Below are 23,255 nucleotides of genomic sequence, written 5' to 3' on the forward strand. Positions count from 1 at the left end.
CGGCCTCGCAATGTCGTTGTCATATCGCGCCCCGGTCGCGACCGGCCATGCGCCGACGGGTACGGCGCGCCAGCCATTCAGAGGCCACCAGCGAGACCATCGCCACCACCACCGAGATTACGCACAGACGGGCTGCGGCATCTTCCATGCCGGGCGTCTGGATCAGGGAATAGAGCGCCAGCGGCAGCGTACGTGTCTCGCCAGGGATGTTGGAGGCAAAGGTGATGGTGGCGCCAAATTCCGACAGCGCCCGGGCAAAGGCCAGTACGGCACCCGTGACCAGACCGGGCACCGCCAGTGGCAGGGTGATGGTGAAAAAGACCCGCAGTCTTGAGGCGCCCAGAGTGCGAGCGGCCGCTTCAAGGCGCGGGTCCACGGCTTCCAGCGACAGCCTGACGGCGCGCACCAAAAGCGGGAAGGCCATGATGCCTCCCGCCAGCGCCGCGCCCTGCCATGTGAACGGCAGCGACAGGCCCAGATGATCGAAAAGCCAGCTGCCGACCAGGCCCCGACGTCCCATCACGACCAGCAGCAGATAGCCCACCACGACCGGGGGTAGTACCAGGGGCAGGTGCACGATGCCATCCAGCAGCGACTTGCCGACAAACTCGTGACGGGCCAGAAGCCATGCCATGGCGATGCCGGGCACCAAAATGATCAAAAGCGCCGTACCGGAGACCTGTAGGCTGATCCGAAGGGCTTCGATTTCAAGCGGTGTCAGCACATTATCATCCTTGCGCGGCGAGGGCGCAGGCGTCGATCAGTTCGCATCCGCCGACCCGTTCACCTCGAACCCGTACTGCTTGAAGGTACCGGCTGCCTCATCGCTGCCCAGCCAGTTCAGGAACTCACGGGCCTGTGGGCTCGGCTTTTTGCCGGTCAGGGCCGCCGGATAGGTGATCGGGTCATGACTGTCGGCCGGGAAAAGACCCAGCTGATGCACGTGCTCACCGGCCATGGCATCTGTGGCATAGACCACCCCCAGCGGTGTCTCGCCACGCTCGACCAGTGCCAGTGCGCCGCGCACGTCGCTGGCGCGTGCCAGACGCGACTTGAGCGTCTCCCACTGCCCGAGGCGCTCGAAGGCCTGCCTGGCGTAGATACCGGCCGGCACATGGTCCGGGTCTCCGACCGCGATACGGTCATTGTCCTTGAGATATTGACTCAGCGGGTGCTCGGCATCCGGCGTAAAGTCTTCGATATCGCTCTGGTCCGATGTGATCAGCGCCAGACGATTGTTAAGCAGATCACGACGCGCCTGAATCGCCTCCCCCTGCTGTTCCAGCCAGTCCATCCATTTCTCGTTGGCCGAGAGATAGACATCCGCCGGCGCGCCCTGGGAAATCTGTCGCGCCAGCGTCGAAGAAGAGGCATAGACCGGCACGATGTCCACGTCATGATGCTGCTCGTAGCGCTCGATCAGCGTGTTCATGACATCGGTCAGAGAGGCTGCCGCCTGAACGTCAATGCGCTCGGCAGCCCCTGCCGTGTTGCAACACAAAAGTGCCGCTGCCGTGAGAATAGCGAAGGGTCTGAACATGAAATTCGATCTTCCTTGAGGGGGTAGCCGTGAGCGCGAGACGCGTCATGTTTTCGATGTGCTTATATTTGCACATCGAGACAGTCTGGCTCAAATACCGTTTCAGCTGAGCACTATTCGCCAGCGGGTATTCAGGGCGTTTCATCATTAGAAGATGTCAGCGAGGACTTTAGATCGCCGAAGTGCGTGTCGACCGCACTGCGGGTCTGCTGCTCGACACGTCGATAGCGCGCGATGATATCAAGGCCCAGCGGCGTCAGCCGGGCACCGCCATGACCCGCCCCGCCCTTGCTGGAAAGCACCAGTGGCTGATCAAAAGCGCCATTGAGGGCATCGATCAGGTGACGCGTCTTGCGGTAGCTGATGGCCGTACACCTTGCCGCGGCAGCAATGGAGCCGGTCTCGCTAATGGCCTCCAGCAGTGCAACCTTGCCCGGCCCAAGCACCAGGCCGTTGTCGAAGACCAGGCGCAGCTTGGTCTCCGGGCGGTACATGTCGATGGCCATGAGGCCTCACCTTTTCGCAGTGAACAGGGCCGCTGTTATAACACGGCCCTGTCACTGCCGCAGGTCATGGCGCCATGTCCGCCAGCGAGCCAGACCATCAATTTAAACTTATATTAAGTCTATATTATTATTAACTTTCAATATCTTGACGAATGCTGGCCGTACAAAACAACAGCTTTAGCGCTGTAACGAGTTGTGTTCCAGCGCAGGGCCAACCAGGCTTTTGATGACCAGGCCAAGGGTCTGTCAAACCTTATTCCAGGGACAGGAGAGATACGATGAAAGCAACATGGATGGCCCCTTTTGTATTGGCGCTTGCCGCCACCCCCGTACTGGCCAACGACACGGATACCGATACCGACAAGGGCCAGATGCAGGACAGTCAGATACAGCAGAGCACCTCCTCTGACAGCCTGCATTCCGACGCGGACAAAAATGATGATGACCATGGTGGTCAGATGACGCGCCACAACGATGAAGATGCAGACAGCGACATGGACCAGGGCAAGCTGGAAACGGGAACGCATAGAGACAGTGACATGAGTCTTGAAAAGGATACTGACACCGACTCCTGATCAACGCCTGACTGTTATAAAAGCGCAGCACTCGGTGCTGCGTTTCTGAACCGCTCAAACCTCCCCGCCGATCTTCTCTGGCCACCCCGTGTTTACTCTCCCGAGACATTGTCATGTCTTCAGGCACTTTTTTTACCCTGATCTATAGTGTGACTATCGAGGTTTTGCTTTGTCGCCCTCGATTCCGATTGATCCCGGATGCTCTGACACCAGCCCCTCAGGGCCTTGAACAGCCCATCCGAGTCAGGAGAGACCGCATGAAAGCAGCATGGATAGCCCCTTTTGTTATGGCGCTTGCCACCACCCCGGCACTGGCCTCGGATACCGGCAACAATGCCCAGCAACAAAGTCAGACGCAGGGCAGCGTCTCACCCAACGCCATCAATCCAGGCCAGGGCAAACAGCCGGATGGTCACAGCACCGGTGGTGAGAACCAGAAGCACACTGACGATTTCTCTGGGTCCAAAACGGCCAATGCCGATGGCGATACAGACATTGGTAATGACCAGAATGCCAATAGCGGCGCCAGCGATGAACATGGCTCCAGTGCGGACAGCAGCGCCAGTGCCGATCACGACACCAAGGACGATACGGGTACCTGACACCGTTTTTGGATAACGTGCGTCATGCCAGACGTGCTCGGATCACCGGCGTATTGATACATGTCCTGAAAACAAAAACGGCCCCCCAAAGGGAGGCCGTTTCAATGAACGCCATTTCAGTGACGCCGCAACGCTCAGGGCTTGATACGAATGATGCTGTCAGACTCCTCGGTCTGATGGCTTTCATCCAGTTTCTGCTTGAGGGATACGTAAGCCCCCGAGGCATCCGAGATTGCCGCCAGGCTGTTGGGCATCAGCGGAGTCTTGATGGTATCGAGCAGCTTGTGGCTTTCCCGATCAAAAAGGGTCACCGTTTGTGCCTTGCGATTGGTCACGTAAAGACGATCGTCTGTCAGCATCAGCGCCAGCGCCCCTTCGCCGCTTTTCAACGTGTCTACGACCTTGCCGTTTTGCGTATCCAGCACCGTGACATTGCCGCTGTTGGCATTGGTAACGTACAGCTGATGTGCCTTGCCATCGAGGGCCAGATTCAACGGGCCTTCACCGCCGGTAGGCCACTGCGCAATGATCTTGTGGCTTTTCATGTCGACCACGCGCACGGCGTTGTCCTTCATGGTGGAGACATAGATGCGCTCGGCATCATGATCCACGGCAAGGCCTGTCGCCCAGGTGCCGAAACCTTCGATGGTATCGGTCAGGGTCAGGTCTTCCCCATTGATGACCCACAAAACGCTCTTGTCGCCCACGCCGGTCACATAAAGCGTATTGCTCTGCTCATCGACGCTGAGCTGGCGCGGGTTGGGACCAAAGACATCGTTCTTTTTCGCTTCGGCCTTTTCAGCCCTGGTCGCCAGTGCCAGGTGACGAGTGCTGTTGTCATCCAGATTGATGGCGGTCACGCTCTGGTCCAGCGTATGGCCGACAAACAGCGTATGGGTTTTCTCGTTAAGCGCCAGGCCAAAGGGCTTTTGATCCAGCTTGATGGTGTCCTTGATTTCCAGCGTCTGCGGGTCAAGTCGATAAATGCTGCCGCCCTCGCCCTCACCGTAATTATCGCTGGCGCCCTTGCCAAAGCCCCCGGTCGCTGCGACATAAATTGACTGCTGCGACGGGCTGAATACCAGCTCGTAGAGCCCTCGAGCCACATCCTTTTGCGCCACGATGTGATCGGAGACGCCTTGCTGCTCGACACTTTGCTGTTGAGTCGGCTGCTCGCCTGCTACCGCCCAGGGCGCCGAAAGGGTCACAAGCCCCAGCGCGATCAGCGCACCCTGTAGAACACGGGCGCGACGAGAAGGTGTTTTTGTCATGAACAATTCCCACAATAAAATGCGATGTTGAATGTGCCTGGAAGACTAGCACATGAATGAAAACGATTCTCAACCATCGCCATCATGTCTGCAGCTTCTGACGCCATCCCATTGGCTGGACCGTTGATGCCGGCGCCCAACATAGCGGGCACCGATCAGCCCTGTCAGGGCTGAATCAGCGTGACGGAGTTGCCACGCGGATCGTCGGCCGCCTCTCGTGACGCGCGATTGGTCACGAAAACATCGTGGCTGTCGGGATCGATCGCGATGCTATTGGGATGCGGCCCTGTTTCGAGTGTTTTAATGGTCTCAAGGCTTTTTGCATCAAGCACACTCACCGTGCCCGCGCCGCGATTGGTGACATAGATGCGCCCGGCATCATCATCAAGGCCGATGTCCAGCGCTCCCTCGCCGGTACTCACCCTGTGAAGGGACTTGCCGGTATCTGCGTCGAGCACTTCCAGCTCGCCGCTTTTCTGACCAGTGACCAGCAGGTGTTGATGGCGCTGATCAAAAACAACATTGATGGCCCCTTCAACGTTTAGATCGAAGGTTTTGACCACCTCGCCGCTGTCGGTGTCAATCGCTGCGACCCGGTTCTCTCCCAAAAGCGTGACGTAGAGACGATGATGCCCGGTATCCAGCGCCAGCCCGGCAGGCCGCGACCCGACGTTTTTAAAGGTGTTGGCGAGCGTCATGTCATCGCCATTAACCACCCACACCACGCCCTCATCTGCCACACCCGTGACATAGATCAGATTGCTGTTCTCATCCACGGCGGCCAGACGCGGCTGGGGCGGGCGCTGGTCGCCTTCACGGTCAGCGTCACTCACCAGTGTCAGGGTCTTTATGGTCTTGCCGCTTTTGGCATCCATTGCGGTCAGCGTCCCGCCCCGTGTATTGACCATGTAAAGCACATCGCGCTGCTGATCCAGCGCCAGGCCATGAATCTGCTGGGTCAGCGCGATGCGCTCGACCACGTCCAGCGTGGCGGCATCCAGACGATAGAGATAGCTCTGGGCATTTTTATCCCGACCGCCGGCATCCGCTACCAGCACCTGACGAGTGTTGCTGTCAAACACCAGCTCATAGAGGCTGCCGCCAAGCTGGACATTTTTAGCGATGTGCACACCGGAGTGTGTTTCAACACTGCTTTTATGCTCAGGTTGCGCCAACGCTGAATTGAAGGCGCCAACACCCAGTACAGCAACCAGTGCCCCCGCTGCTGCCAGCACAGCCCCCTGCCGTGAAACCGCTTTCTTGCCCATGATGTTGTTTGTTCCCTTGAGACGTTTAAACCTGCCGGCTATATCGAGCGGCCCTTAACCGTTACAGGGCCTGACTTAATGATGCCTGAACCAGACCAAAATCACTTTACTTGCAAATGATAATAATTAACATTCGATTTCGTAACAATGTGCTGCGAATAAAAACTCTTAAACGCGCAAAGAAAATAAGACCGGTTTGGTGAGCCATCTACATCGACAGTACACAACAGGAAGTCATTCAAGGGATGTCACGCTCAACATCGGGTCCAACCACAACGCTTGCCATTGCATTGGCAATTTCTACACCCATCTTTTATGCCGGCCCGGTCCTGGCTGCGGCTCAATCAGTGGGCGACTCGCGTGAGCAGCTTGAAAGCGAGGCCACCACAGCCGATGCCCCTGCACCGGTTGTCACCGTCGACAATACCGATGACCTGGAAGAAATGGTGGTGCTGGGCACCGCCGAACAGACGCTCAAACAGGCGCCGGGCGTGTCAATCATCACTCGTGAAGATATAGAAAAGCGCCCGCCGGCCAACGACCTTTCCGAGATTATTCGCCGCATGCCGGGGGTCAACCTTACCGGTAACAGCGCCTCGGGGCAGCGCGGCAACAACCGCCAGATCGACATTCGCGGCATGGGACCGGAAAACACCTTGGTGTTGATCGATGGCAAACCGGTCAGCTCACGCAACTCGGTCCGCTACGGCTGGCGCGGTGAGCGAGACTCCAGAGGCGACACCAACTGGGTGCCGCCGGAGATGGTGGAACGCATCGAGGTGCTGCGCGGCCCGGCGGCGGCGCGCTACGGCTCCGGCGCCGCCGGCGGTGTGATCAATATCATCACCAAACGCGCTACCGAGCAGTGGATGGGCTCGGTGACGACCTTCACCAGCACGCCCACCAACAGTGAAGAAGGTGCCACCCAGCGCGCCAACTTCAATTTGGCAGGTCCGCTGACAGACGACCTTAGCCTCCGGCTTTATGGCAGCGCCAACAAGACCGACGCCGATGATGCCGATATCAACGCAGACGCCCTTGATGACAATACGGTGAACACATCAGCAGGCCGCGAGGGGGTTCGTAATCGGGACATCAATGCCGTGCTTTCCTGGCAGGCAACCGAAGACCAGCTGCTGGATCTCGAGATGGGCTATTCCCGCCAGGGTAATATCTATACCGGCGATTCACAGAACAATAACCGCACCGATTTCACCGAAAACCTTGCTCAGAGTGGCGCTGAAACCAACCGCCTCTATCGCCAGAATGTTGCCCTGACCCATACCGGCGAATGGGACGACATGGACACCCGGGTGACGGCGCAGTACGAGCGCACGCGCAATACCCGTCTCAACGAAGGGACTGCCGGACGCTTTGAGGGCACCATCGGCGGTGGCGATGAAGACGCTGAATATGCCAGCAGCGAATTCAACTCATACCGCCTGAGCGCCGAGGCGGATTACTACACCAGCCGAGTATTCGAACAGGTCATTACCTTCGGCGGCGAGTGGAACCGGGATACGCTGGAAGACCCCAGCAATACCAACCAGAGCTTCGGGGAGACCGGCAGCCTCGCAGGCTTTGCCCCCAGCGGCAGCGATAAAACCAGTGCCGAACTCGGCGGCGTTTATGTCGAAGACAACATTGAACCGCGGCCGGGCACCATCATTACTCCTGGGCTGCGCCTTGACCATCACAGCGAAGCGGGCAGTAACTGGAGCCCGAGCCTGAATGCCTCACAGGAACTCAGCAATCACGTCATCCTCAAGGCCGGAGTGGCCCGCGCCTTCAAGGCCCCCAATCTCTATCAGACCAATCCGAACTATCTGCTTTACTCACGCGGCAACGGCTGCCCGGTCGGTTCGCAGAACTCCTGCTATCTGGTCGGCAATGAAGATCTCGACGCCGAAACCAGTATCAACAAGGAGATCGGCATCGAGTATCGCAACAATGACTGGGTGGCAGGACTGACGTACTTCCGCAATGACTACAAGGACAAGATTGTCTCAGGGCTCAACCCCGTTGCCTTAACCGCCAATGGCACGGACGTGCTGCAGTGGCGCAATGCCAAGCGCGCCGTAGTGCAGGGGCTCGAGGGCAACCTTCAGATCCCGTTGACCGACAGTCTGTTGTGGAGCAATAACGTCACCTACATGATCGAGTCCGAAGATCGCGAAACCGGGGACCCGCTTTCCATCATTCCGGAGTTTACGCTCAACTCGACGCTGGACTGGACCCTCAGCGAGCGGCTCAATACCCAGCTCTACTGGACGGCCTACGGCATGCAGGAAGCCCCTTCGCAGCCCAATTCGCGCACTCAGGCAACAAATGGCATCAATGATGACAGCCTCTCGCCCTACAGCATTGTGGGCTTCAATGTGGGTTACACCTTCAATGACCATCTGCGTGGCAGCTTCGGCGTCAATAATCTATTCGACAAGCGCCTCTACCGCGAAGGCAACAGCAGCAGCGCTGGCGCCGCCACCTACAACGAAGCGGGCCGTGCAATCTATTCATCGCTGACCGCCTCATTCTGATAGCCTCATTTCACCAGCCAGACCATTGCCGCGCCATCGGAGCAAACGCCCGATGGCGCGGTCACATGAATATCACGAATCGTTGCGAGGCCATATGATACTGCACCCCGACCATGACGACACCAGACGCCGCCTGCTCAAGGGTGCCAGCGCCACGGCCCTGTTGTCGCTGCTGCCCGGCGCGCTTCTGGCGCGCTCTGCCGATGCGCGACCAGGGCCCGATTTCAACGAACCGCTGCCGCCCGGCATCGTCGAGAAGGGCTCCAGCGTCTACGACTTCCGGGTGCATCGCCTGACAAGTCCCGATGGCCAGCGCCACTACCACATCACCGTGGCCATCCCCAAAAAGGCGGCCCCCGAGGCCGGCTATACGCCGATCTATCTGCTCGATGGCAATGCCGCACTGGCCACACTCGACGAGCAGCATTTACAGGCCATGGATAACGCCACGCCGCCGGTGCTGATCGCGCTGGGCTACGACACGGATCAGCGCTTTGATGTGGTCGCGCGTCAGTGGGACTACACGCCAAAACGTGCAGAACAGGCACCGATCATCAACGATCGTGACCCCAGGCGTCGTGGTGGCGGCGCTGACGACTTCATCACCCTGTTAAATGACACCCTGATGGCAGAGGCCGAGCGCGACCTGCCCATCAACACGTCCCAGCGCGCCATCTGGGGCCACTCCTTTGGCGGGCTGTTTGTCCTGCACGCGCTTTTTACCCGCCCTTCGCTGTTTGATCACTGGTATGCGGCCAGCCCCACGCTTCACTGGAATGGCTATCAGGTCGTTGCGGAAGCGGGTCGGTTTCAGTGGCCGTCGGATCAGCCAGGCAGCGCCCTTTTGATGCGCGGCGACGCCGAACTCAAGCGCCACGGCCCCTACTCCAACGGTGGCAGTGACAAGGAGATTAACGATCAAATGCAAAATCTGGCACAACAGATGGACCGGCTACCCGGCTTTGAGGCACGTTTTGAAGTGCTTGAAGGGATGGGACATGGTGCCGCGCTGGCGCGTTCGCTCAAGCTGACCCTTTCAGACATCAGCGGCGCGGCTTTGATATGACGGGCATGACATGAAGAACCTGACATGAAGAACCTGACGTGACGAATATGAAATGACCGGCTCACCTGGAGCCGGTCAGTCAGAGAGGTCACGCTCGCATCATGCAGCGCGTTTGGTCGGTGCCTGGCGAAGCGTCAGTGCCAGCAGCAAAATGGCCAGAATGCAGGACCCCACCAGCAGTGCGAAGCCGCCGTCCCAGCCGTAGTGGTCCACCGTATAGCCCACCAGCGCACTGGCGGCGACCGACCCCCCGAGATAGCCGAAAAGCCCGGTAAACCCGGCCGCAGTCCCGGCGGCCTTTTTGGGCACCAGCTCCAGCGCATGCAGACCCGATCAGCATGACAGGTCCATAGATCAAAAAGCCGATGGCGATCAGACACAGCATATCGATGGTCGGATTACCGGGCGGGTTGAGCCAGTAAAGTACGGTAAAGATCGTGACCAGCGCCATGAAGCAGATACCGGTCGCGCCGCGATTACCGCGGAACAGCTTGTCGGAGAGCCAGCCGCACAAAAGCGTGCCGGGAATCCCTGCCCACTCATAGAGAAAATAGGCCCAGGAAGACTTGTCGACCGTGAAGTGCTTGACCTCCTGCAGGTAGGTCGGTGCCCAGTCGAGCACGCCGTAGCGCAGCAGATAGACAAAAACGTTGGCAAGCGCAATACACCACAGCAGACGGTTTTTCAGTACATGCTCAACGAAGATTTCGCGAGCGGAAAATTCGCGCTCGTGGCTGTCATCGTAGCCTTCCGGATAGTCGTTTTTGTACTTCTCGATCGGCGGCAATCCACAGGTCTGTGGCGTGTCGCGCATGGTCAAAAACGCAAAGACGGCGACCCCCACGGCAACGGCCGCCGGCACATAAAAGGCCGAACGCCAGTCGTTGAACCAGGCCATGCCCAGAATGAACAGCGGCCCGATCAGACCACCGCCCACGTTATGCGCCACGTTCCATACCGACACCACACCGCCGCGCTCATGCTTTGACCACCAGTGCACCATGGTGCGTCCACACGGGGGCCATCCCATGCCCTGCACCCAACCGTTGAGAAACAGCAGTACGAACATGATGGCAATGCTGGAGGTTGCCCACTCGGAGAAACCGAACAAAAACATGATCAGCGCCGAGCACAAAAGCCCTGCCGGCAGAAAATAGCGCGGGTTGGAGCGATCCGACACCGCCCCCATCAAAAACTTGGAAATGCCATAGGCAATCGAGACACCGGCCAGTGCCAGCCCCAGATCCCCGCGGGAATATCCCTGCTCCACCAGACTGGGGATGGCCAGGGTAAAGTTCTTGCGAACCAGATAGTAACCGGCATAGCCGATAAAGATACCGGCAAATATCTGCCAGCGCAGGCGCTTGTAAGTACCATCGATATCCGCCTCGGGAAGCGGTTTACCGGGACTTCCAGCCTTGAAGATTCCGTACATGAATGCCTCGATGTCTGTGACATGACGCGCCGCAGATTATTGTGTATCCCACAGGCGGGATATATCCCTGTCACGGCGCTGTCATCAAAATGTCACATTTCGTTGTCACCCCCTATCGAGACCTTGGTCGTGACCACCCTGCCGGGCCTTTATTCATTGACCTTAAGACCCTATTCAACTGGCCCAATAACATGAATTCTGGAGGACACGGCGTGAGAACCCTATAGTGCCTGCAGGGTCATGACACAGGAGGCGTTCATGAAGATTGGAGAGCTGGCCAGGGAAACCGGCTGCAGCAGTCAGACCATTCGCTTTTACGAGCGCGAGGGGCTGCTGCCCGCCCCGCATCGCAGTGAAAGCAACTATCGTCACTACGGCCCGACGCATCTCAAGCGGCTGAGCTTTATCCGCAACTGTCGGGCGCTGGCCATGAGCCATGCCGAGATTCACGCCCTGCTGGCGCTGGTGGATGAACCCAGGGGCAACTGTCAGGCCATCGATGCGCTACTTGATGAACACATCCATCACGTTGAAGTGCGTCTCAAAGAACTTGGTCAGCTGCACGGTCAGCTCACGAGTCTGCGGGACAAGTGCGGGCAGGCCAGTCCCGTGAATGATTGCGGCATCGTGCACGGTCTGGAAGAGATGTCATGGGAAGAAGAGCCCGGCAACGCCACGCATCTGGGCTAGCCGGGCAGCAGAGCCTGTGCTGAAACTCAGGTCCGCGGAAGGGTCACGCCACGCTGGCCCATGTACTTGCCACCGCGGTCCTTGTAGGAGATATCGCACACTTCATCGGACTCGAAAAAGAGCATCTGCGCCACGCCTTCGTTGGCGTAGATCCGCGCCGGCAGGTTGGTGGTATTGGAGAACTCAAGCGTTACGTGCCCTTCCCACTCCGGCTCCAGCGGCGTGACGTTGACGATGATGCCGCAGCGCGCGTAGGTCGACTTGCCCAGACAGATCGTCAGCACGTTACGCGGAATGCGGAAATATTCCACCGTGCGCGCCAGGGCAAAGGAGTTGGGCGGAATCACGCAGGCATCACCCTTTACATCCACAAAGCTCTTTTCGTCAAAGTACTTGGGATCGACGGTCGCGGAGTGAATATTGGTGAAGACCTTGAATTCATCGGAGCAGCGCACGTCGTAGCCGTAGCTTGACGTACCGTAGGAGATGACGCGCTGATCACCGGTATGGCGGACCTGATCGTACTCGAACGGCTCGATCATGCCGTGTTCCTGCGCCATGCGGCGAATCCATTTGTCTGCCTTGATGCTCACGAGGGGTGTCCTGTCGCAATGCCTGAAATAAAATAGAGAGAGTCGATACGGCGCCGAAGGACCAGAGTGTCCGGCAACCGTATCCAAAAGCCGGGCATGATACCGGTACGCCCGGAACGACTAAAGCCTTTCTCGGGCTCCGGCCGGTCCGGGCGAGACGAGCACGTGATCAGTCGCCGAAGCTGATCGACGGGCCGCTTTCGCGGGTTTTACCGCCCAGCTGCTCATCGATACGCGCACTGATCGCCATGAAGGCGCGGGCCGCATCGCTTTCGGGGTCGGCGACCACGGTCGGACGACCGCCATCAACCTGCTCGCGAATGCTCATGGTCAGCGGCAGACGCCCCAGCACTTCAGTGTCGTATTGCGCCGCAATGCGCGCGCCGCCACCCTCGCCGAAGACCGCCTCTTCATGGCCACAGTTTGAGCACACGTGGGTGCTCATGTTCTCGACCACGCCCAGCACCGGCACATTGACCTTGCGAAACATCTCGATGCCCTTGCGCGCATCTAGCAGCGCAATGTCCTGCGGCGTGGTCACGATCACCGAGCCCGACACTGGCACCTGCTGCGACAGCGTCAGCTGAATGTCGCCGGTGCCCGGCGGCATGTCGATAAAGAGATAATCAAGCTCACCCCAGCCGGTCTGGGTCAGAAGCTGCTGAAAGGCGCCGGCCACCATTGGTCCACGCCAGACCATGGCGGTCTCGGTATCGACCAGCACCGCCATCGACATCATTTTCAGCCCGTGCGCCTCAATCGGCTTCATGGTCTTGTCATCGACCATGGTCGGGCGAGTGCCCGGCTTGATGCCCAGCATCTGCGCCTGGCTGGGGCCATAGATATCGGCGTCCAGAAGGCCGACGCGATGGCCCTGCGCGGCCATGGCCAGCGCCAGGTTGACGGTCACGGTGGACTTGCCCACACCGCCCTTGCCGGAGGCAACGGCTACTACATGTTTGACTGTTTCGAGCACTGCCTGTCTCCTGTCAATTCCCTGCCGACACCGCCTGCCACGGCTGCGATGTCATGATCGAGCGACAGTATAAACCCTCACCCGCTGACAATCCCAGGTGAAACACTCGGATATGAACATCCCTCACCCCATCCGGTCTTCATCTTTCGTCTCAGTGATCCACGCGTCCACGCAGGCTCTTCTTCTGGCCGCGCTGTTTCTTGCCCTCCAGCCGACGCTTTTTGGACCCAAGCGTGGGTTTGGTCGCCTTGCGCGGTTTGGCGGTGTAGACCACTGATTTGATCAGCGCTCGAAGACGCATGATGGCTTCCTGGCGATTGAGCTCCTGGGTGCGATGGGACTGCGCCTTGATGATGATCAGGCCGCTGGCGGTAATGCGGTGATCATTGAGCCCCAGCAGCCGGTCCTTGTACTCCTGCGCAAGGCTGCTGTTTTGTATGTCCATGCGCAGATGAATGGCCGAGGCCACCTTGTTGACGTTCTGACCGCCGGCACCCTGCGAGCGAATGGCGCGCAGCTCATACTCGCTGTCGTCGATAGTGATGTGACGTGCTATCTGCATGTGTTGTGTTTTCCAAATCGTGTCGGCGCAACAGGCGCCCTGCTGGATGAGCCGCCGCATTGGCGGGATGTTCCGGCGACGCTCGCGGCCTGGCGTCGAAGGTGGCACAGGCGCCGTGGCCTTTCCGGGCGTTTATGCCCTTATCCGCCTCATGACGTTTTCGCGGGCTGATACAGCCCGCGAGCGCGCAGCCAGTGATCCAGCAGCGTGGTCCAGCCATCAAGGGCAGCATCGCCCATGCCCAGCCCGGAGCCATGTGGCCCGTTGCCGAAAAGATGCATCTCCACCGGCACATGGGCATGGGCCAGCGCCGTGTAGAAATCGATGCTGCCCTGTGGCGGCACCAGCTCATCGTTGGTGGTTTGATAAATAAAGGTCGGCGGCGTTTTTTCGGTCACCTGTCGCTCGGGGCGATAGCGATCCCGCCAGGTCTGATCACACTGGTCCAGCCCCATCAGGCGGCAATAATCGATCCGGCTGGTCGGGTCACTGAACATCACCAGCGCCGGGTAGCCCAGCACCAGAAAATCGGGCTGACTGCGCTGACGCGAAACCGGGTCCTCGGCGCTCGCATCGCCCTGATCAAAGCGTGTGCCCGCCAGCGCGGCCAGATGCCCGCCGGCGGAAAACCCGACCATGCCGACCCGGTCGGGATCGATCTGGAACTCCCTGGCATGGGCCCGCACCCAGCGTACCGCACGCTGGGCATCCTCCAGCGGTACCGGCATCGGATAATCCGGCCCCAGCCGATACTTGAGCACAAAGGCCACCACGCCCCGGGTATTGAACCAGTTGGCCACCTGACGCCCTTCGATATTGTCGGAAAGCACCTGATAGGCGCCGCCCGGGGCAATAATGACCGCGGTGCCGTTGGGCTGCTGCCCCGGCGGATAGATCGTCAGGGCCGGCTGGTCATGAAAGCCCTCGCCACGCGCATCCGGCACCGGTCCTTCCCAAAGCGGCACCGTCAGCTGTTCCAGATAACCGTTGTAGGCCTGTGGCGGGAGCTGTCGGGTATCGGGGACATCGTCCGTGGCCACCGCCGGCAGCGCAAATCCTGCTGCCAGCAGGTTCAGACAGACCACTACGCTCAAACGAAAGGATAAAATTGACGACACGCGAAGTCCTGAGGGCGGATGGGCAAAAAAGACGATACTGCAGCCGAAAGAATACTACGCCAGCCCCAGGGACTCCTGCACCTCGAGCTTTTGCATGATGAAATCGGCATGCTCGACGTACAAAAGCTCGGCCAGCTTGCGCACGCGCGCCTCTTCCAGCGGATCCAGCACTCCATCGGCGTAGGCCACACGCCAGAGCCGTCCAATCAGGGCGACCCGCTGCGGATAGTCATATTCTTCCCTGATCAGACGCACGAACTGATAGTGATCGACCGAATCCTCGACCTGCTGATGCGCCATGTCGACCAGCACCTCCACCGCACTCTCTTCAAGATCGAACCGGCGTTTCAGCATCTCGCGCAGCGTCTGCTGCTCGGCCGCCTTCATCTCGCCATCAGCGCGCATGACCTCACACATCAGAGCCGCCACGGCCAGCTCCAGCGTCATCTCGTGGTCCCGGTCACTCGGCGAGCGAGCGCTCAAGCGCTCGAAGAACTCATTGATGGTATCCAGCATGCTGTTGTCTCCGGTAGGGATGGGCACTCATCGTTATGCCACAGGGCAATACAAAAGATACAGGCGCGCGTGCCGCCTCGATCAAGGCTGGAGGATCAGGCAAGACACAGACAGTAATCACTGCGGCATTGGCGTATTCGACGCACTACACTCGGGGTCGTTCCGTCATACCAAAGGAGGTTAACGTGTCGAACACCATTAAAACCGTGAATCCGGCCACCGGCCAGACGATCCGGGAATTCGAGACCATCTCCGATGAACAACTGCAGCAAAAGATCGAGCAGACGCATCAGGCCTTTCTCGACTGGAAGCAGCGATCTCTTGAAGAGCGCGGCAAGCTGGTCCGTCGGGTCGGTGAACTGCTGGTCAAGCACAAGGATCGCCTGTCGAGTCTCATGACTCAGGAGATGGGCAAGCCGATCAGCCAGGCACCGCCCGAAGTTGACCTGTGCAAGAGCATCTGCGACTACAGCGCCGACAACGCCGCAAGCGTGCTGGCCGAAGAAGCCCGTGATCTGCCCGGCGGCCGCGCCCTGGTGACCCATCAGCCGATCGGCATCATCTTCGGCATTCAGCCGTGGAACTTCCCCTTCTACCAGGTCATTCGCTACACGATTGCCAACCTGATGGCCGGCAACACCGTGCTGCTCAAGCACGCGCCCAATGTCTGGGGCTGCGCCGAGGCGCTGGAAGAGATCTTCCGTGAAGCCGGCATGCCCGACAACGTGTTCACCGTGCTCTACATTCGCGATGAGCAGGCAAGCCAGGTCACCGAGCATAAACTCGTGCGCGGTGTGACCTTTACCGGCAGTGCCGCCACCGGCCGCAAGGTTGCCGCCGCCGCCAGCGAACAGCTCAAGAAGACCGTGCTGGAGCTGGGCAGCAACGATGCGTATCTGGTGCTCGAGGATGCCGACATCGACAAGGCGGTGGAAACCTGTGTCACCGGACGCATCACGAACAACGGCCAGACCTGTGTTGCCGCCAAGCGCTTCGTGGTAGTGGACGCCGTGTACGAGCAGTTCCGCGATGCCTTCGTTGAAAAAATGAAGCAGGTGGCCTTCGGCGACCCGACCGACGAAAACACCCAGCTGGGCCCGCTGGCCCGCAAGGACCTGCGCGACCAGCTTCATGAGCAGGTGAAGGAGTCCGTGGAAAAAGGTGCTGTTTGTCTGACCGGCGGTGAGATTCCTGACGTTGACGGTTTCTTCTACCCGGCCACAGTGCTGGAAAACGTCACTCCGGGCATGCAGGCCTACGACGGTGAGCTGTTCGGTCCGGTCGCGTCATTGATCCGTGCCCGCGACGAGGAAGACGCCCTGCGCATTGCCAACGACTCGGTCTATGGCTTGGGCGGCGGCATCTTCTCCAGAGATGAAGAGCGCGCTGTACGTCTGGCCCGCGATCATTTCGATACCGGCATGGTCTGCGTCAACGGCTATTACATCGCCCAGCCCAACCTGCCCTTTGGCGGCGTGAAGGAGAGCGGCTACGGTCGTGAACATGGCGGCTACGGCATGCTCGAGTTCGTCAACACCAAGTCACTGATGATCGGACAGTAATGCCGATAGCGTGTATCCGTCATGACGGGTGCACGTAATACCTGACTCAGGTATCAGCCAGACAAACGAATGCCCCGGGGGTGACGCCCCCGGGGCATTTTTTTGCAGCACGATTGCCTGCAAGGGTCCTTCACCGAGCGTTTAACGCAGGCCCAGAAAGGACAGAATGAAAAGCACCACGACGACCAGACCGATGATATAAATGATATTGCGCATGTATTGCCCCTTGCTTCGTTATGAATGCGAGCCACCCTGGATCGGGGCCGACCGTTAACGCGTTCCTGCGTTGGCATCAGATTAGTTCAGAGCGTGACAGTGAGCCAGGTCCTTGAGGATGAATGACGTCATCCCCGACGAAACACGACCGTTTCATCACCCTGCCACGGGCTACCATGCCATCCAGATGGTATGGCGCGCGCCCTTGCCGGGGCGATGCGCACGCACCATATGCTCCTCGACACACAGCCCGGCACGCTTGAGCCGCTCGCTGAACCCGGGGTCCAATCCTGCTGACCAGACCGCCAGCACGCCGTCAGGCCGCAGCGCCCGCTGAATGCTTTCAAGCCCGCGCGCACTGTAAAGGCGATCATTGTCACGCTGGGTCAGCCCCTCGGGGCCGTTGTCGACATCCAGCATGATGGCATCAAAGCCCGCCTCGCTGCGCTCAATGACGGCCATGACATCATCAACGATGATCTCACAGCGTGGGTCACGAATCGGATAGCCGGCCGCGGCGCCCAGCGGACCGCGATTCCACTCGACCACACCGGGCACCAGCTCGGCCACCACGACCTCGGCTTCAGCGCCGAGCGCTGTAAGTGCCGCGGCCAGGGTAAAGCCCATGCCCAGCCCGCCCACCAGCACCCGCACGTTCGGATTTTCGCGTACCCGCGCACAGGCAAGCTCCGCCAAGGCATCCTCGGAGCCATGCAGTCGGGTATTCATCAGCTCACCGGGTTTGCCGGCAATGCGGATGGAAAACTCATCGTTGCGCTGTAAAAGCCGCAGCTGACCGCGCCCGCCGGGGATATCCGCGGTATCAATCTCACAAAGCTTGGCCATGAAATACCTGTCAAAAAAAGAAGAAAACGAAGCCTGACGATCCCCCTTACAGGGCGCCGGCATCCGTTGACAAGGGCGCGTCGACCAGACCGTAGAGCGCTCGCTCCTCACGGCACTGATAACTGCCTTCCTCGAAGTCACGACAGACCTGCGGACGTCGGGGATGAATACTGCACAGCATGGTGTCGCGGTCGACTGCCGCACACCAGCCCTCTTCATCCTGGCGCATCACCACACCGCCCCATTCATCTTCCTCGAGCAGCCCGTGAGGCACGCCGCGGACCAGATCGTCGTCATCGAGCATCACCAGCAGCCGACAGCAGCATGCCTCGCAGTTGAAGCAGCTGACGCCTTCAGGCGTCTCAATGTTTTCAAGGTGAAGGTCACCGGACATGACGCACAGCCATCCGTCAGAATTGGCCGGCCATTGTACACATCGGCGGCGTGACAACGCCTGCATTTACGACACTACGCGGCGGCAGTGTCCGAGCAGCTGCGTGCTCCAGAGAATGCAGACAATCAACAGAACCTGTAGCGGCAGGCGTACCAGCAGCGCCATCTCGGGCACCTGCGGAAATTTCTCGGCGTGCCACCACATATAGACATTGGCCGGCGTCACACACAGCGTCAGCGCGATTAACCCGATGCCGGCAGCGCGGCGATAGCGTGGCAGCAGGATACCGATGGCGCCCAGCAGCTCGAACGCCCCGGTAATAAAGACCGCCGGCATTTTAAAGGGCAGCGAGGGCGGGATGATTGAGGCAAACGCCGCCGGCCAGACAAAGTGCGCGATGCCGCCGAGACAAAACCAGCTAAAGACAATGGCAAGGCCAAAGTGCTGACGGCGGGTGACAGAGGGAAACGGATCATGCGTCATGGAAATACCTTTTCGAAACGCTCGAGCACCAGCTCGCAGCTCTCGGTAAACTCGACGCCCAGTCTGGCCGCCTCGTGCTGAAAAAAACGGACATGCTCACGATGCCACCAGCCGTAGCTGCCATCTCCCTCGCCCTCCAGGGCAGCGAAGGCCGGCGTCACCTCATCGAATCGACAGATCGTGGCAGAGGTCAGCGTGACGATACATACCGGCGCGTCAAGGCTATCCAGCACGACGGTCAGTTGACCAACCGTCGGCAGGGGCTCATTGGCAGCCGAATACGACGCCTTCAAACCGCAACTGGCACGCTTGATCCCGGCGTTGATCAGTCGGGCGCACTCATCGATCAGCTCGGGGGTATCGCCGAAGGCTTCTGCGATCACTCGACATTGTCGGGCAGGCGCATTGGCTTCGGAAATATCACAGTAACGCTGGAAAAACCGCCACTGGGCAGGTGTCACGCTCAACGCCTCCGATGATCGATGCTACAATCGCCGGTCAAGTTTACAGTCTATCCACCCCTGGGCGCAGTCGATACCGGCGCCCGCGGGTTCGTCACGGGAATCTTCCAGCCACCATGTCGAACAACGCCAAGCGCCAGATTCTGGTCACCAGTGCCCTGCCCTACGCCAACGGCTCCATCCATCTGGGCCATCTGCTGGAATACATTCAGACCGATATCTGGGTGCGCTTTCAGAAAAGCCGCGGTCACGAGTGTCACTATGTCTGCGCCGATGATGCCCACGGCACCGCCATCATGCTGCGCGCCGAGCAGGAAGGCATTACCTCCCAGCAGCTGATCGACCGGGTCAACGCCGAGCACCAGGCCGATTTCGCCCGCTTTGGCGTGGCCTTTGACAACTACTACTCGACCCACTCGGAAGAGAACCGCGTCCACAGCGAGCGCATCTATCGCGCCTTGCGTGACGGCGGCTTCATCGCCACCCGTGACGTCGAGCAAATGTATGACCCCGAGCGCGGCATGTTTCTGGCCGACCGTTTCGTCAAGGGCACCTGCCCCAAGTGCCACACTGATGATCAGTATGGCGACAACTGCGAGGCGTGCGGCGCCACCTACACCCCGGCCGAACTGCTCAACCCGGTCTCGGCGGTCTCCGGCGCCACGCCGGTAGTCAAGAGCTCGACCCACTACTTCTTCGAGCTGCCCAAGTTCGAGCCGTTTCTGAAGGAGTGGACGCGCTCGGAGCGTCTGCAGCCGCAGATTTCCAACAAGCTGCAGGAGTGGTTCGAAGCCGGCCTCAACGACTGGGACATCTCCCGCGACGCGCCCTACTTCGGCTTCGAGATTCCCGATGCGCCGGGCAAGTATTTTTACGTGTGGGTGGATGCGCCGATCGGTTACATGGCGAGCTTTCAGCAGCTCTGCGAGCGTGAAGGCCTCGACTTTGACCATTACTGGAAAAAGGACAGTGATGCCGAGCTGTATCACTTCATCGGCAAGGACATTGTCTATTTCCATGCCCTGTTCTGGCCGGCGATGCTGGAAGGCGCCAACCTTCGCACGCCCACCGGGGTCAACTGCCACGGTTTCGTGACCGTCAACGGCGCGAAGATGTCGAAATCCCGCGGCACCTTCATCAAGGCCGAGACCTATGAGCAGTTCCTGAATCCCGAATACCTGCGCTATTACTTCGCCGCCAAGCTGACCGCTGGTGTCGATGATCTCGACTTGAACCTCGAGGACTTCGCTGCCCGCGTCAATTCGGACCTGGTCGGCAAGGTGGTCAACATCGCCAGCCGCTGTGCGGGCTTTGTGAAAAAATCCGGTGGGCGCCTGTCCGCCACCTGCGCCGAGCCCGAGCTGGTGCAGCGCTTTATTGATGAAGGCGAGGCGATCGCGGCTGATTTCGAAGCCCGTGAATTTGCCCGCGCGGTGCGTCGCATCATGGCGCTCGCCGATGATGCCAACGGCTATATTGCCGAGAAGGCGCCCTGGGCGCTGGCAAAGGAGGAAGGCCGCGAGCAGGAAGTGCTGGATATCTGCTCGGTGGGCATCAACCTCTTCCGCCAGCTGGTGGTCTATCTCGCCCCCATCGTGCCGACGCTTGCCGAAGGCGCGCGCAGCTTCCTCAATCTTGAAACGCTGAACTGGGCCAGCCGCACCACGGTGCTGACCGATCATGCGATCGAGAAGTTCAAGCCGTTGATGACGCGCGTCGAGAGCGACAAAATCGATCAGATGATCGAGGCCTCAAAGGAGGATCTCGCGGTCGAGAAAAAACTCAAGGACGATGCGAAGGCCGCTCAGGGTGAGGCGACCAGCACGCCGGGCGAAGGCGCCAGTGAGACGCCGGCCGCTGATCTCGAACCCATTGCCCCGGAAATCACCATCGATGATTTCGCGAAAGTCGATCTGCGCATCGCTCGCATCACACAGGCCGAATACGTGGAAGGGGCCAAAAAGCTTTTGAAGCTGACACTCGATATCGGCAGTGAAACCCGGACGGTCTTTTCCGGCATTCGTGCCCAGTATGCGCCCGAGGCGCTGACGGGTCGGCTGACCGTGATGATTGCCAATCTTGCGCCACGCAAGATGCGCTTTGGCCTGTCAGAAGGCATGGTACTTGCCGCAGGCGATAACGACGGCATCTATCTCCTCGCGCCCGACAGTGGCGCAAAGCCGGGAAGCCGCGTGAGCTGATCTCCATCCTGTTACGTCGAACGCCAGTCTCCCTGGAGACTGGCGTTTTTGTGCCAGTCCTCATACGCCCAACCTTCATAAATCGCGCCGCACGCCGATATATCCGTACGCTGACAAACGTGCCCCTCCAAATTCCCGGGTGATGTCAGGTGGCCATGGATACCCGACGGCATGCATTCATTACGGTTTCGTTTTTTATTGTCTCTTGTGCTGGTCGCGTGCATCGCCCTGCTGGCGCTGTGGTGCATTGCGCACTTTCTGGTGTATCCCAAACTGCTCTCGCGTGAAGATGACTATGCGGCCATGGAAATGGGGCGGGTAGAAAGTGCCTGGCAAAGCGATCTGAACAAGCTGGGCGCGGAGGCTCGCGACTGGGCCAGCTGGGATGATGCCTATGCATTCATGCAGGGCGACATACCGGAATTCGCAGACAAGAACTTCAGTCGGGAAATGTTTGAAGACATGGACCATCTAATGATGGTCTTCATGCGCATGGACGGCACACCGGTCTGGATGGCCGGCTACAACCCCACCACGGAGGAATACAGCACCTGCCCCTCTGCGACCAGCAGCTGTCGCTGGATGTCTCCCATTTTCTCCGTGATACAGGATCACGTGCGCCAACAGGAACCTGAGCTGGGCAAATGGCTTCTGAGCGTGCCGGCCCCGACCATGATTGCTACCAGCCCCATTGTTCCGACCGAACGGGACAAGGCGCCACCTCTGGGCTGGCTGGCGATCGTGCGCAGCATGGATCGCGCCTGGTTTGAGTCCATCCGCTATCAGACCGGTGTCGACATCTCCATCGAACCGATCCTGCATCCGGATTTGATGGCCAGACCGCCCCCCATTATTCGTCTCAGTGACGATCAGCTGCTGGCGACTCGATGGTTGGATGCCGAGCCCGGCGACGACGTCCTTTCCCTGCAGGCCATACTGGCGCGGCGGGACTTCATGGCCAATGCCGCCTCATTCAATTTCGCCATGCTCTGGACCATCGGCGTACTGTTCGCCGTGGTCATCGTCATTCTGGGACTTCTTGAGTTTATCGTTCTGGCCCCTACCCGGCGCCTTGCCCGGTTTACCCGGGAACAGCGCCGGGAAGATGATTTCTTTGAGATCCTGCCGATCAGCCTTGTGGCGCGCCGCGACGAACTCGGCAGCCTGGCACGCGAATTTCAGCACCTTTTGATGCATCAAAAACAGCGTACCAACTCATTGGAACAGCTCAGCCAGCGCGATCATCTCACCGGCCTGCTCAACCGGCGCTATCTCGATGAATATCTGGTGCAATCACTGACGCAGGCTCATCACGACCACACCGCGGTCGGGCTGATCATTATCGATATCGACTATTTCAAGACCTACAACGACCACTACGGCCATCCGGAGGGCGATCACTGTTTAACGCGGGTCGCCCGCACCCTGGATCGTATCGTGGATGATCAGGGCATCGTGGCGCGTGTCGGCGGCGAGGAATTCATCGTCGTGCTGCCCAATGTGACACGAAAGCGCACCTGGCGCGTGGCCGAGCAGCTGCGCCTTGCCGTGTCAGGTCTGGCACTGCAGCATGAATATTCTCCGATAGCCACCCACGTCACGATCAGTGCCGGCATGGCCATCAGTCTGCCGGAAGCGCCCTGTCAGCCGCCCGAGCTGATGCGTCTGGCCGATGAAAGCCTCTATCGCGCCAAACAGGCCGGACGCAACCAGGTGGGCGTGCGCATCAAGGACCCGCATTACCCGGAGAGCACCACTTGAAGGGCTCATGTCGATGCGGTTCGGCGCCGGGTTCGAAGCGCCGGGGCATTGCGCGTATAATCGCGCCACTTTCCCT

23 protein-coding genes are annotated in these 23,255 nt (G+C 59.5%); 8 read left to right on the forward strand and 15 right to left on the reverse strand.

Annotated features, from left to right (window positions below):
* Positions 1-19: 19 nt before the first annotated feature.
* The 3 genes from modB to ACUN8C_RS11985 form a co-directional block, all read right to left on the reverse strand.
* A complete protein-coding gene (gene modB / locus ACUN8C_RS11975) occupies positions 20-724 on the reverse strand; it encodes a molybdate ABC transporter permease subunit (protein ID WP_445619426.1) in 705 nt (234 codons plus the stop codon).
* A gap of 36 nt (positions 725-760) precedes the next feature.
* Positions 761-1,540, reverse strand: a complete 780-nt coding sequence (gene modA / locus ACUN8C_RS11980) for a molybdate ABC transporter substrate-binding protein (RefSeq protein ID WP_445619427.1) — start codon at positions 1,538-1,540, stop codon at positions 761-763.
* A 131-nt stretch (positions 1,541-1,671) separates the two neighbouring features.
* Positions 1,672-2,046, reverse strand: a complete 375-nt coding sequence (locus tag ACUN8C_RS11985) for a winged helix-turn-helix domain-containing protein (RefSeq protein ID WP_445619428.1) — start codon at positions 2,044-2,046, stop codon at positions 1,672-1,674.
* A gap of 278 nt (positions 2,047-2,324) precedes the next feature.
* Between ACUN8C_RS11985 and ACUN8C_RS11990 the strand changes: the two genes are divergently transcribed.
* Together ACUN8C_RS11990 and ACUN8C_RS11995 are read left to right on the forward strand one after the other, a co-directional pair.
* Entirely contained in the window at positions 2,325-2,621 is a 297-nt protein-coding gene (locus ACUN8C_RS11990) for a hypothetical protein (RefSeq protein ID WP_445619429.1), read from the forward strand.
* 257 nt (positions 2,622-2,878) lie between these two features.
* The gene (locus ACUN8C_RS11995) at positions 2,879-3,223 is read left to right on the forward strand and encodes a hypothetical protein (protein ID WP_445619430.1); all 345 of its coding nucleotides are present in this window, start codon (positions 2,879-2,881) and stop codon (positions 3,221-3,223) included.
* Positions 3,224-3,357: 134 nt separating this feature from the next.
* Here the strand turns inward: ACUN8C_RS11995 and ACUN8C_RS12000 are convergent, their stop codons facing one another.
* Both ACUN8C_RS12000 and ACUN8C_RS12005 read right to left on the reverse strand, forming a co-directional pair.
* Positions 3,358-4,494: a YncE family protein gene (locus ACUN8C_RS12000; protein WP_445619431.1), complete on the reverse strand. Its 1,137-nt coding sequence runs from the start codon at positions 4,492-4,494 to the stop codon at positions 3,358-3,360.
* 164 nt (positions 4,495-4,658) lie between these two features.
* Entirely contained in the window at positions 4,659-5,762 is a 1,104-nt protein-coding gene (locus tag ACUN8C_RS12005) for a YncE family protein (RefSeq protein ID WP_445619432.1), read from the reverse strand.
* 245 nt (positions 5,763-6,007) lie between these two features.
* Between ACUN8C_RS12005 and ACUN8C_RS12010 the strand changes: the two genes are divergently transcribed.
* A complete protein-coding gene (locus ACUN8C_RS12010) occupies positions 6,008-8,299 on the forward strand; it encodes a FepA family TonB-dependent siderophore receptor (protein ID WP_445619433.1) in 2,292 nt (763 codons plus the stop codon).
* 94 nt (positions 8,300-8,393) lie between these two features.
* The gene (locus ACUN8C_RS12015; protein ID WP_445619434.1) at positions 8,394-9,365 is read left to right on the forward strand and encodes an alpha/beta hydrolase; all 972 of its coding nucleotides are present in this window, start codon (positions 8,394-8,396) and stop codon (positions 9,363-9,365) included.
* An 88-nt stretch (positions 9,366-9,453) separates the two neighbouring features.
* Here ACUN8C_RS12015 and glpT read toward each other — a convergent pair whose 3' ends face one another.
* The gene (gene glpT / locus ACUN8C_RS12020; RefSeq protein ID WP_445619435.1) at positions 9,454-10,800 is read right to left on the reverse strand and encodes a glycerol-3-phosphate transporter; all 1,347 of its coding nucleotides are present in this window, start codon (positions 10,798-10,800) and stop codon (positions 9,454-9,456) included.
* A 258-nt stretch (positions 10,801-11,058) separates the two neighbouring features.
* Here glpT and cadR point away from each other — a divergent pair, with 258 nt between their 5' ends.
* Positions 11,059-11,490, forward strand: a complete 432-nt coding sequence (gene cadR, locus ACUN8C_RS12025; protein WP_445619436.1) for a Cd(II)/Pb(II)-responsive transcriptional regulator — start codon at positions 11,059-11,061, stop codon at positions 11,488-11,490.
* Positions 11,491-11,516: 26 nt separating this feature from the next.
* On the opposite strand, the gene dcd is transcribed toward cadR, so the two are convergent.
* From dcd to ACUN8C_RS12050, 5 genes are all read right to left on the reverse strand, one after another.
* Positions 11,517-12,083: a dCTP deaminase gene (gene dcd, locus ACUN8C_RS12030; protein ID WP_445619437.1), complete on the reverse strand. Its 567-nt coding sequence runs from the start codon at positions 12,081-12,083 to the stop codon at positions 11,517-11,519.
* A 169-nt stretch (positions 12,084-12,252) separates the two neighbouring features.
* The gene (gene apbC / locus ACUN8C_RS12035; RefSeq protein ID WP_445619438.1) at positions 12,253-13,059 is read right to left on the reverse strand and encodes an iron-sulfur cluster carrier protein ApbC; all 807 of its coding nucleotides are present in this window, start codon (positions 13,057-13,059) and stop codon (positions 12,253-12,255) included.
* 151 nt (positions 13,060-13,210) lie between these two features.
* Positions 13,211-13,621 (reverse strand): alternative ribosome rescue aminoacyl-tRNA hydrolase ArfB, encoded by a 411-nt coding sequence (gene arfB, locus ACUN8C_RS12040; RefSeq protein ID WP_445619439.1) that lies wholly within the window; start codon positions 13,619-13,621, stop codon positions 13,211-13,213.
* 149 nt (positions 13,622-13,770) lie between these two features.
* Entirely contained in the window at positions 13,771-14,739 is a 969-nt protein-coding gene (locus ACUN8C_RS12045; protein WP_445619440.1) for an alpha/beta hydrolase, read from the reverse strand.
* Positions 14,740-14,793: 54 nt separating this feature from the next.
* Complete coding sequence (locus tag ACUN8C_RS12050; protein ID WP_445619441.1) at positions 14,794-15,255, reverse strand: tellurite resistance TerB family protein; 462 nt, start codon at positions 15,253-15,255, stop codon at positions 14,794-14,796.
* Between the two features lie 185 nt (positions 15,256-15,440).
* Between ACUN8C_RS12050 and ACUN8C_RS12055 the strand changes: the two genes are divergently transcribed.
* Complete coding sequence (locus ACUN8C_RS12055) at positions 15,441-16,817, forward strand: NAD-dependent succinate-semialdehyde dehydrogenase (protein ID WP_445619442.1); 1,377 nt, start codon at positions 15,441-15,443, stop codon at positions 16,815-16,817.
* Positions 16,818-17,204: 387 nt separating this feature from the next.
* On the opposite strand, the gene ACUN8C_RS12060 is transcribed toward ACUN8C_RS12055, so the two are convergent.
* The 4 genes from ACUN8C_RS12060 to ACUN8C_RS12075 all read right to left on the reverse strand — a co-directional run bounded on the left by ACUN8C_RS12060 (position 17,205) and on the right by ACUN8C_RS12075 (position 19,217).
* Entirely contained in the window at positions 17,205-17,879 is a 675-nt protein-coding gene (locus ACUN8C_RS12060) for a spermine/spermidine synthase domain-containing protein (protein WP_445619443.1), read from the reverse strand.
* 46 nt (positions 17,880-17,925) lie between these two features.
* Complete coding sequence (locus tag ACUN8C_RS12065) at positions 17,926-18,273, reverse strand: YkgJ family cysteine cluster protein (RefSeq protein WP_445619444.1); 348 nt, start codon at positions 18,271-18,273, stop codon at positions 17,926-17,928.
* Between the two features lie 66 nt (positions 18,274-18,339).
* A complete protein-coding gene (locus ACUN8C_RS12070; RefSeq protein WP_445619445.1) occupies positions 18,340-18,756 on the reverse strand; it encodes a DoxX family protein in 417 nt (138 codons plus the stop codon).
* A complete protein-coding gene (locus ACUN8C_RS12075; RefSeq protein WP_445619446.1) occupies positions 18,753-19,217 on the reverse strand; it encodes an ASCH domain-containing protein in 465 nt (154 codons plus the stop codon). The genes ACUN8C_RS12070 and ACUN8C_RS12075 overlap by 4 nt, the downstream gene beginning before the upstream one ends.
* Before the next feature lie 116 nt (positions 19,218-19,333).
* Between ACUN8C_RS12075 and metG the strand changes: the two genes are divergently transcribed.
* Together metG and ACUN8C_RS12085 are read left to right on the forward strand one after the other, a co-directional pair.
* Complete coding sequence (gene metG, locus ACUN8C_RS12080) at positions 19,334-21,418, forward strand: methionine--tRNA ligase (RefSeq protein ID WP_445619447.1); 2,085 nt, start codon at positions 19,334-19,336, stop codon at positions 21,416-21,418.
* 171 nt (positions 21,419-21,589) lie between these two features.
* Positions 21,590-23,179: a sensor domain-containing diguanylate cyclase gene (locus ACUN8C_RS12085; protein WP_445619448.1), complete on the forward strand. Its 1,590-nt coding sequence runs from the start codon at positions 21,590-21,592 to the stop codon at positions 23,177-23,179.
* Positions 23,180-23,255: the final 76 nt, after the last annotated feature.

The sequence above is a fragment of the Kushneria sp. Sum13 genome (genome assembly GCF_052692355.1).

Bases quoted from the DNA above. Each gene is read 5' to 3' on its own strand.
- ACUN8C_RS12000 (WP_445619431.1), bottom strand. From the start codon at position 4,494: ATGACAAAAACACCTTCTCGTCGCGCCCGTGTTCTACAGGGTGCGCTG.
- ACUN8C_RS12065 (WP_445619444.1), bottom strand. From the start codon at position 18,273: ATGTCCGGTGACCTTCACCTTGAAAACATTGAGACGCCTGAAGGCGTC.
- ACUN8C_RS12015 (WP_445619434.1), top strand. From the start codon at position 8,394: ATGATACTGCACCCCGACCATGACGACACCAGACGCCGCCTGCTCAAG.
- ACUN8C_RS12005 (WP_445619432.1), bottom strand. From the start codon at position 5,762: ATGGGCAAGAAAGCGGTTTCACGGCAGGGGGCTGTGCTGGCAGCAGCG.
- modA (WP_445619427.1), bottom strand. From the start codon at position 1,540: ATGTTCAGACCCTTCGCTATTCTCACGGCAGCGGCACTTTTGTGTTGC.
- ACUN8C_RS12050 (WP_445619441.1), bottom strand. From the start codon at position 15,255: ATGCTGGATACCATCAATGAGTTCTTCGAGCGCTTGAGCGCTCGCTCG.
- glpT (WP_445619435.1), bottom strand. From the start codon at position 10,800: ATGTACGGAATCTTCAAGGCTGGAAGTCCCGGTAAACCGCTTCCCGAG.
- arfB (WP_445619439.1), bottom strand. From the start codon at position 13,621: ATGCAGATAGCACGTCACATCACTATCGACGACAGCGAGTATGAGCTG.
- metG (WP_445619447.1), top strand. From the start codon at position 19,334: ATGTCGAACAACGCCAAGCGCCAGATTCTGGTCACCAGTGCCCTGCCC.
- cadR (WP_445619436.1), top strand. From the start codon at position 11,059: ATGAAGATTGGAGAGCTGGCCAGGGAAACCGGCTGCAGCAGTCAGACC.
- ACUN8C_RS12010 (WP_445619433.1), top strand. From the start codon at position 6,008: ATGTCACGCTCAACATCGGGTCCAACCACAACGCTTGCCATTGCATTG.
- ACUN8C_RS11995 (WP_445619430.1), top strand. From the start codon at position 2,879: ATGAAAGCAGCATGGATAGCCCCTTTTGTTATGGCGCTTGCCACCACC.
- ACUN8C_RS11985 (WP_445619428.1), bottom strand. From the start codon at position 2,046: ATGGCCATCGACATGTACCGCCCGGAGACCAAGCTGCGCCTGGTCTTC.
- ACUN8C_RS12060 (WP_445619443.1), bottom strand. From the start codon at position 17,879: ATGGCCAAGCTTTGTGAGATTGATACCGCGGATATCCCCGGCGGGCGC.
- ACUN8C_RS11990 (WP_445619429.1), top strand. From the start codon at position 2,325: ATGAAAGCAACATGGATGGCCCCTTTTGTATTGGCGCTTGCCGCCACC.
- ACUN8C_RS12085 (WP_445619448.1), top strand. From the start codon at position 21,590: ATGCATTCATTACGGTTTCGTTTTTTATTGTCTCTTGTGCTGGTCGCG.
- ACUN8C_RS12070 (WP_445619445.1), bottom strand. From the start codon at position 18,756: ATGACGCATGATCCGTTTCCCTCTGTCACCCGCCGTCAGCACTTTGGC.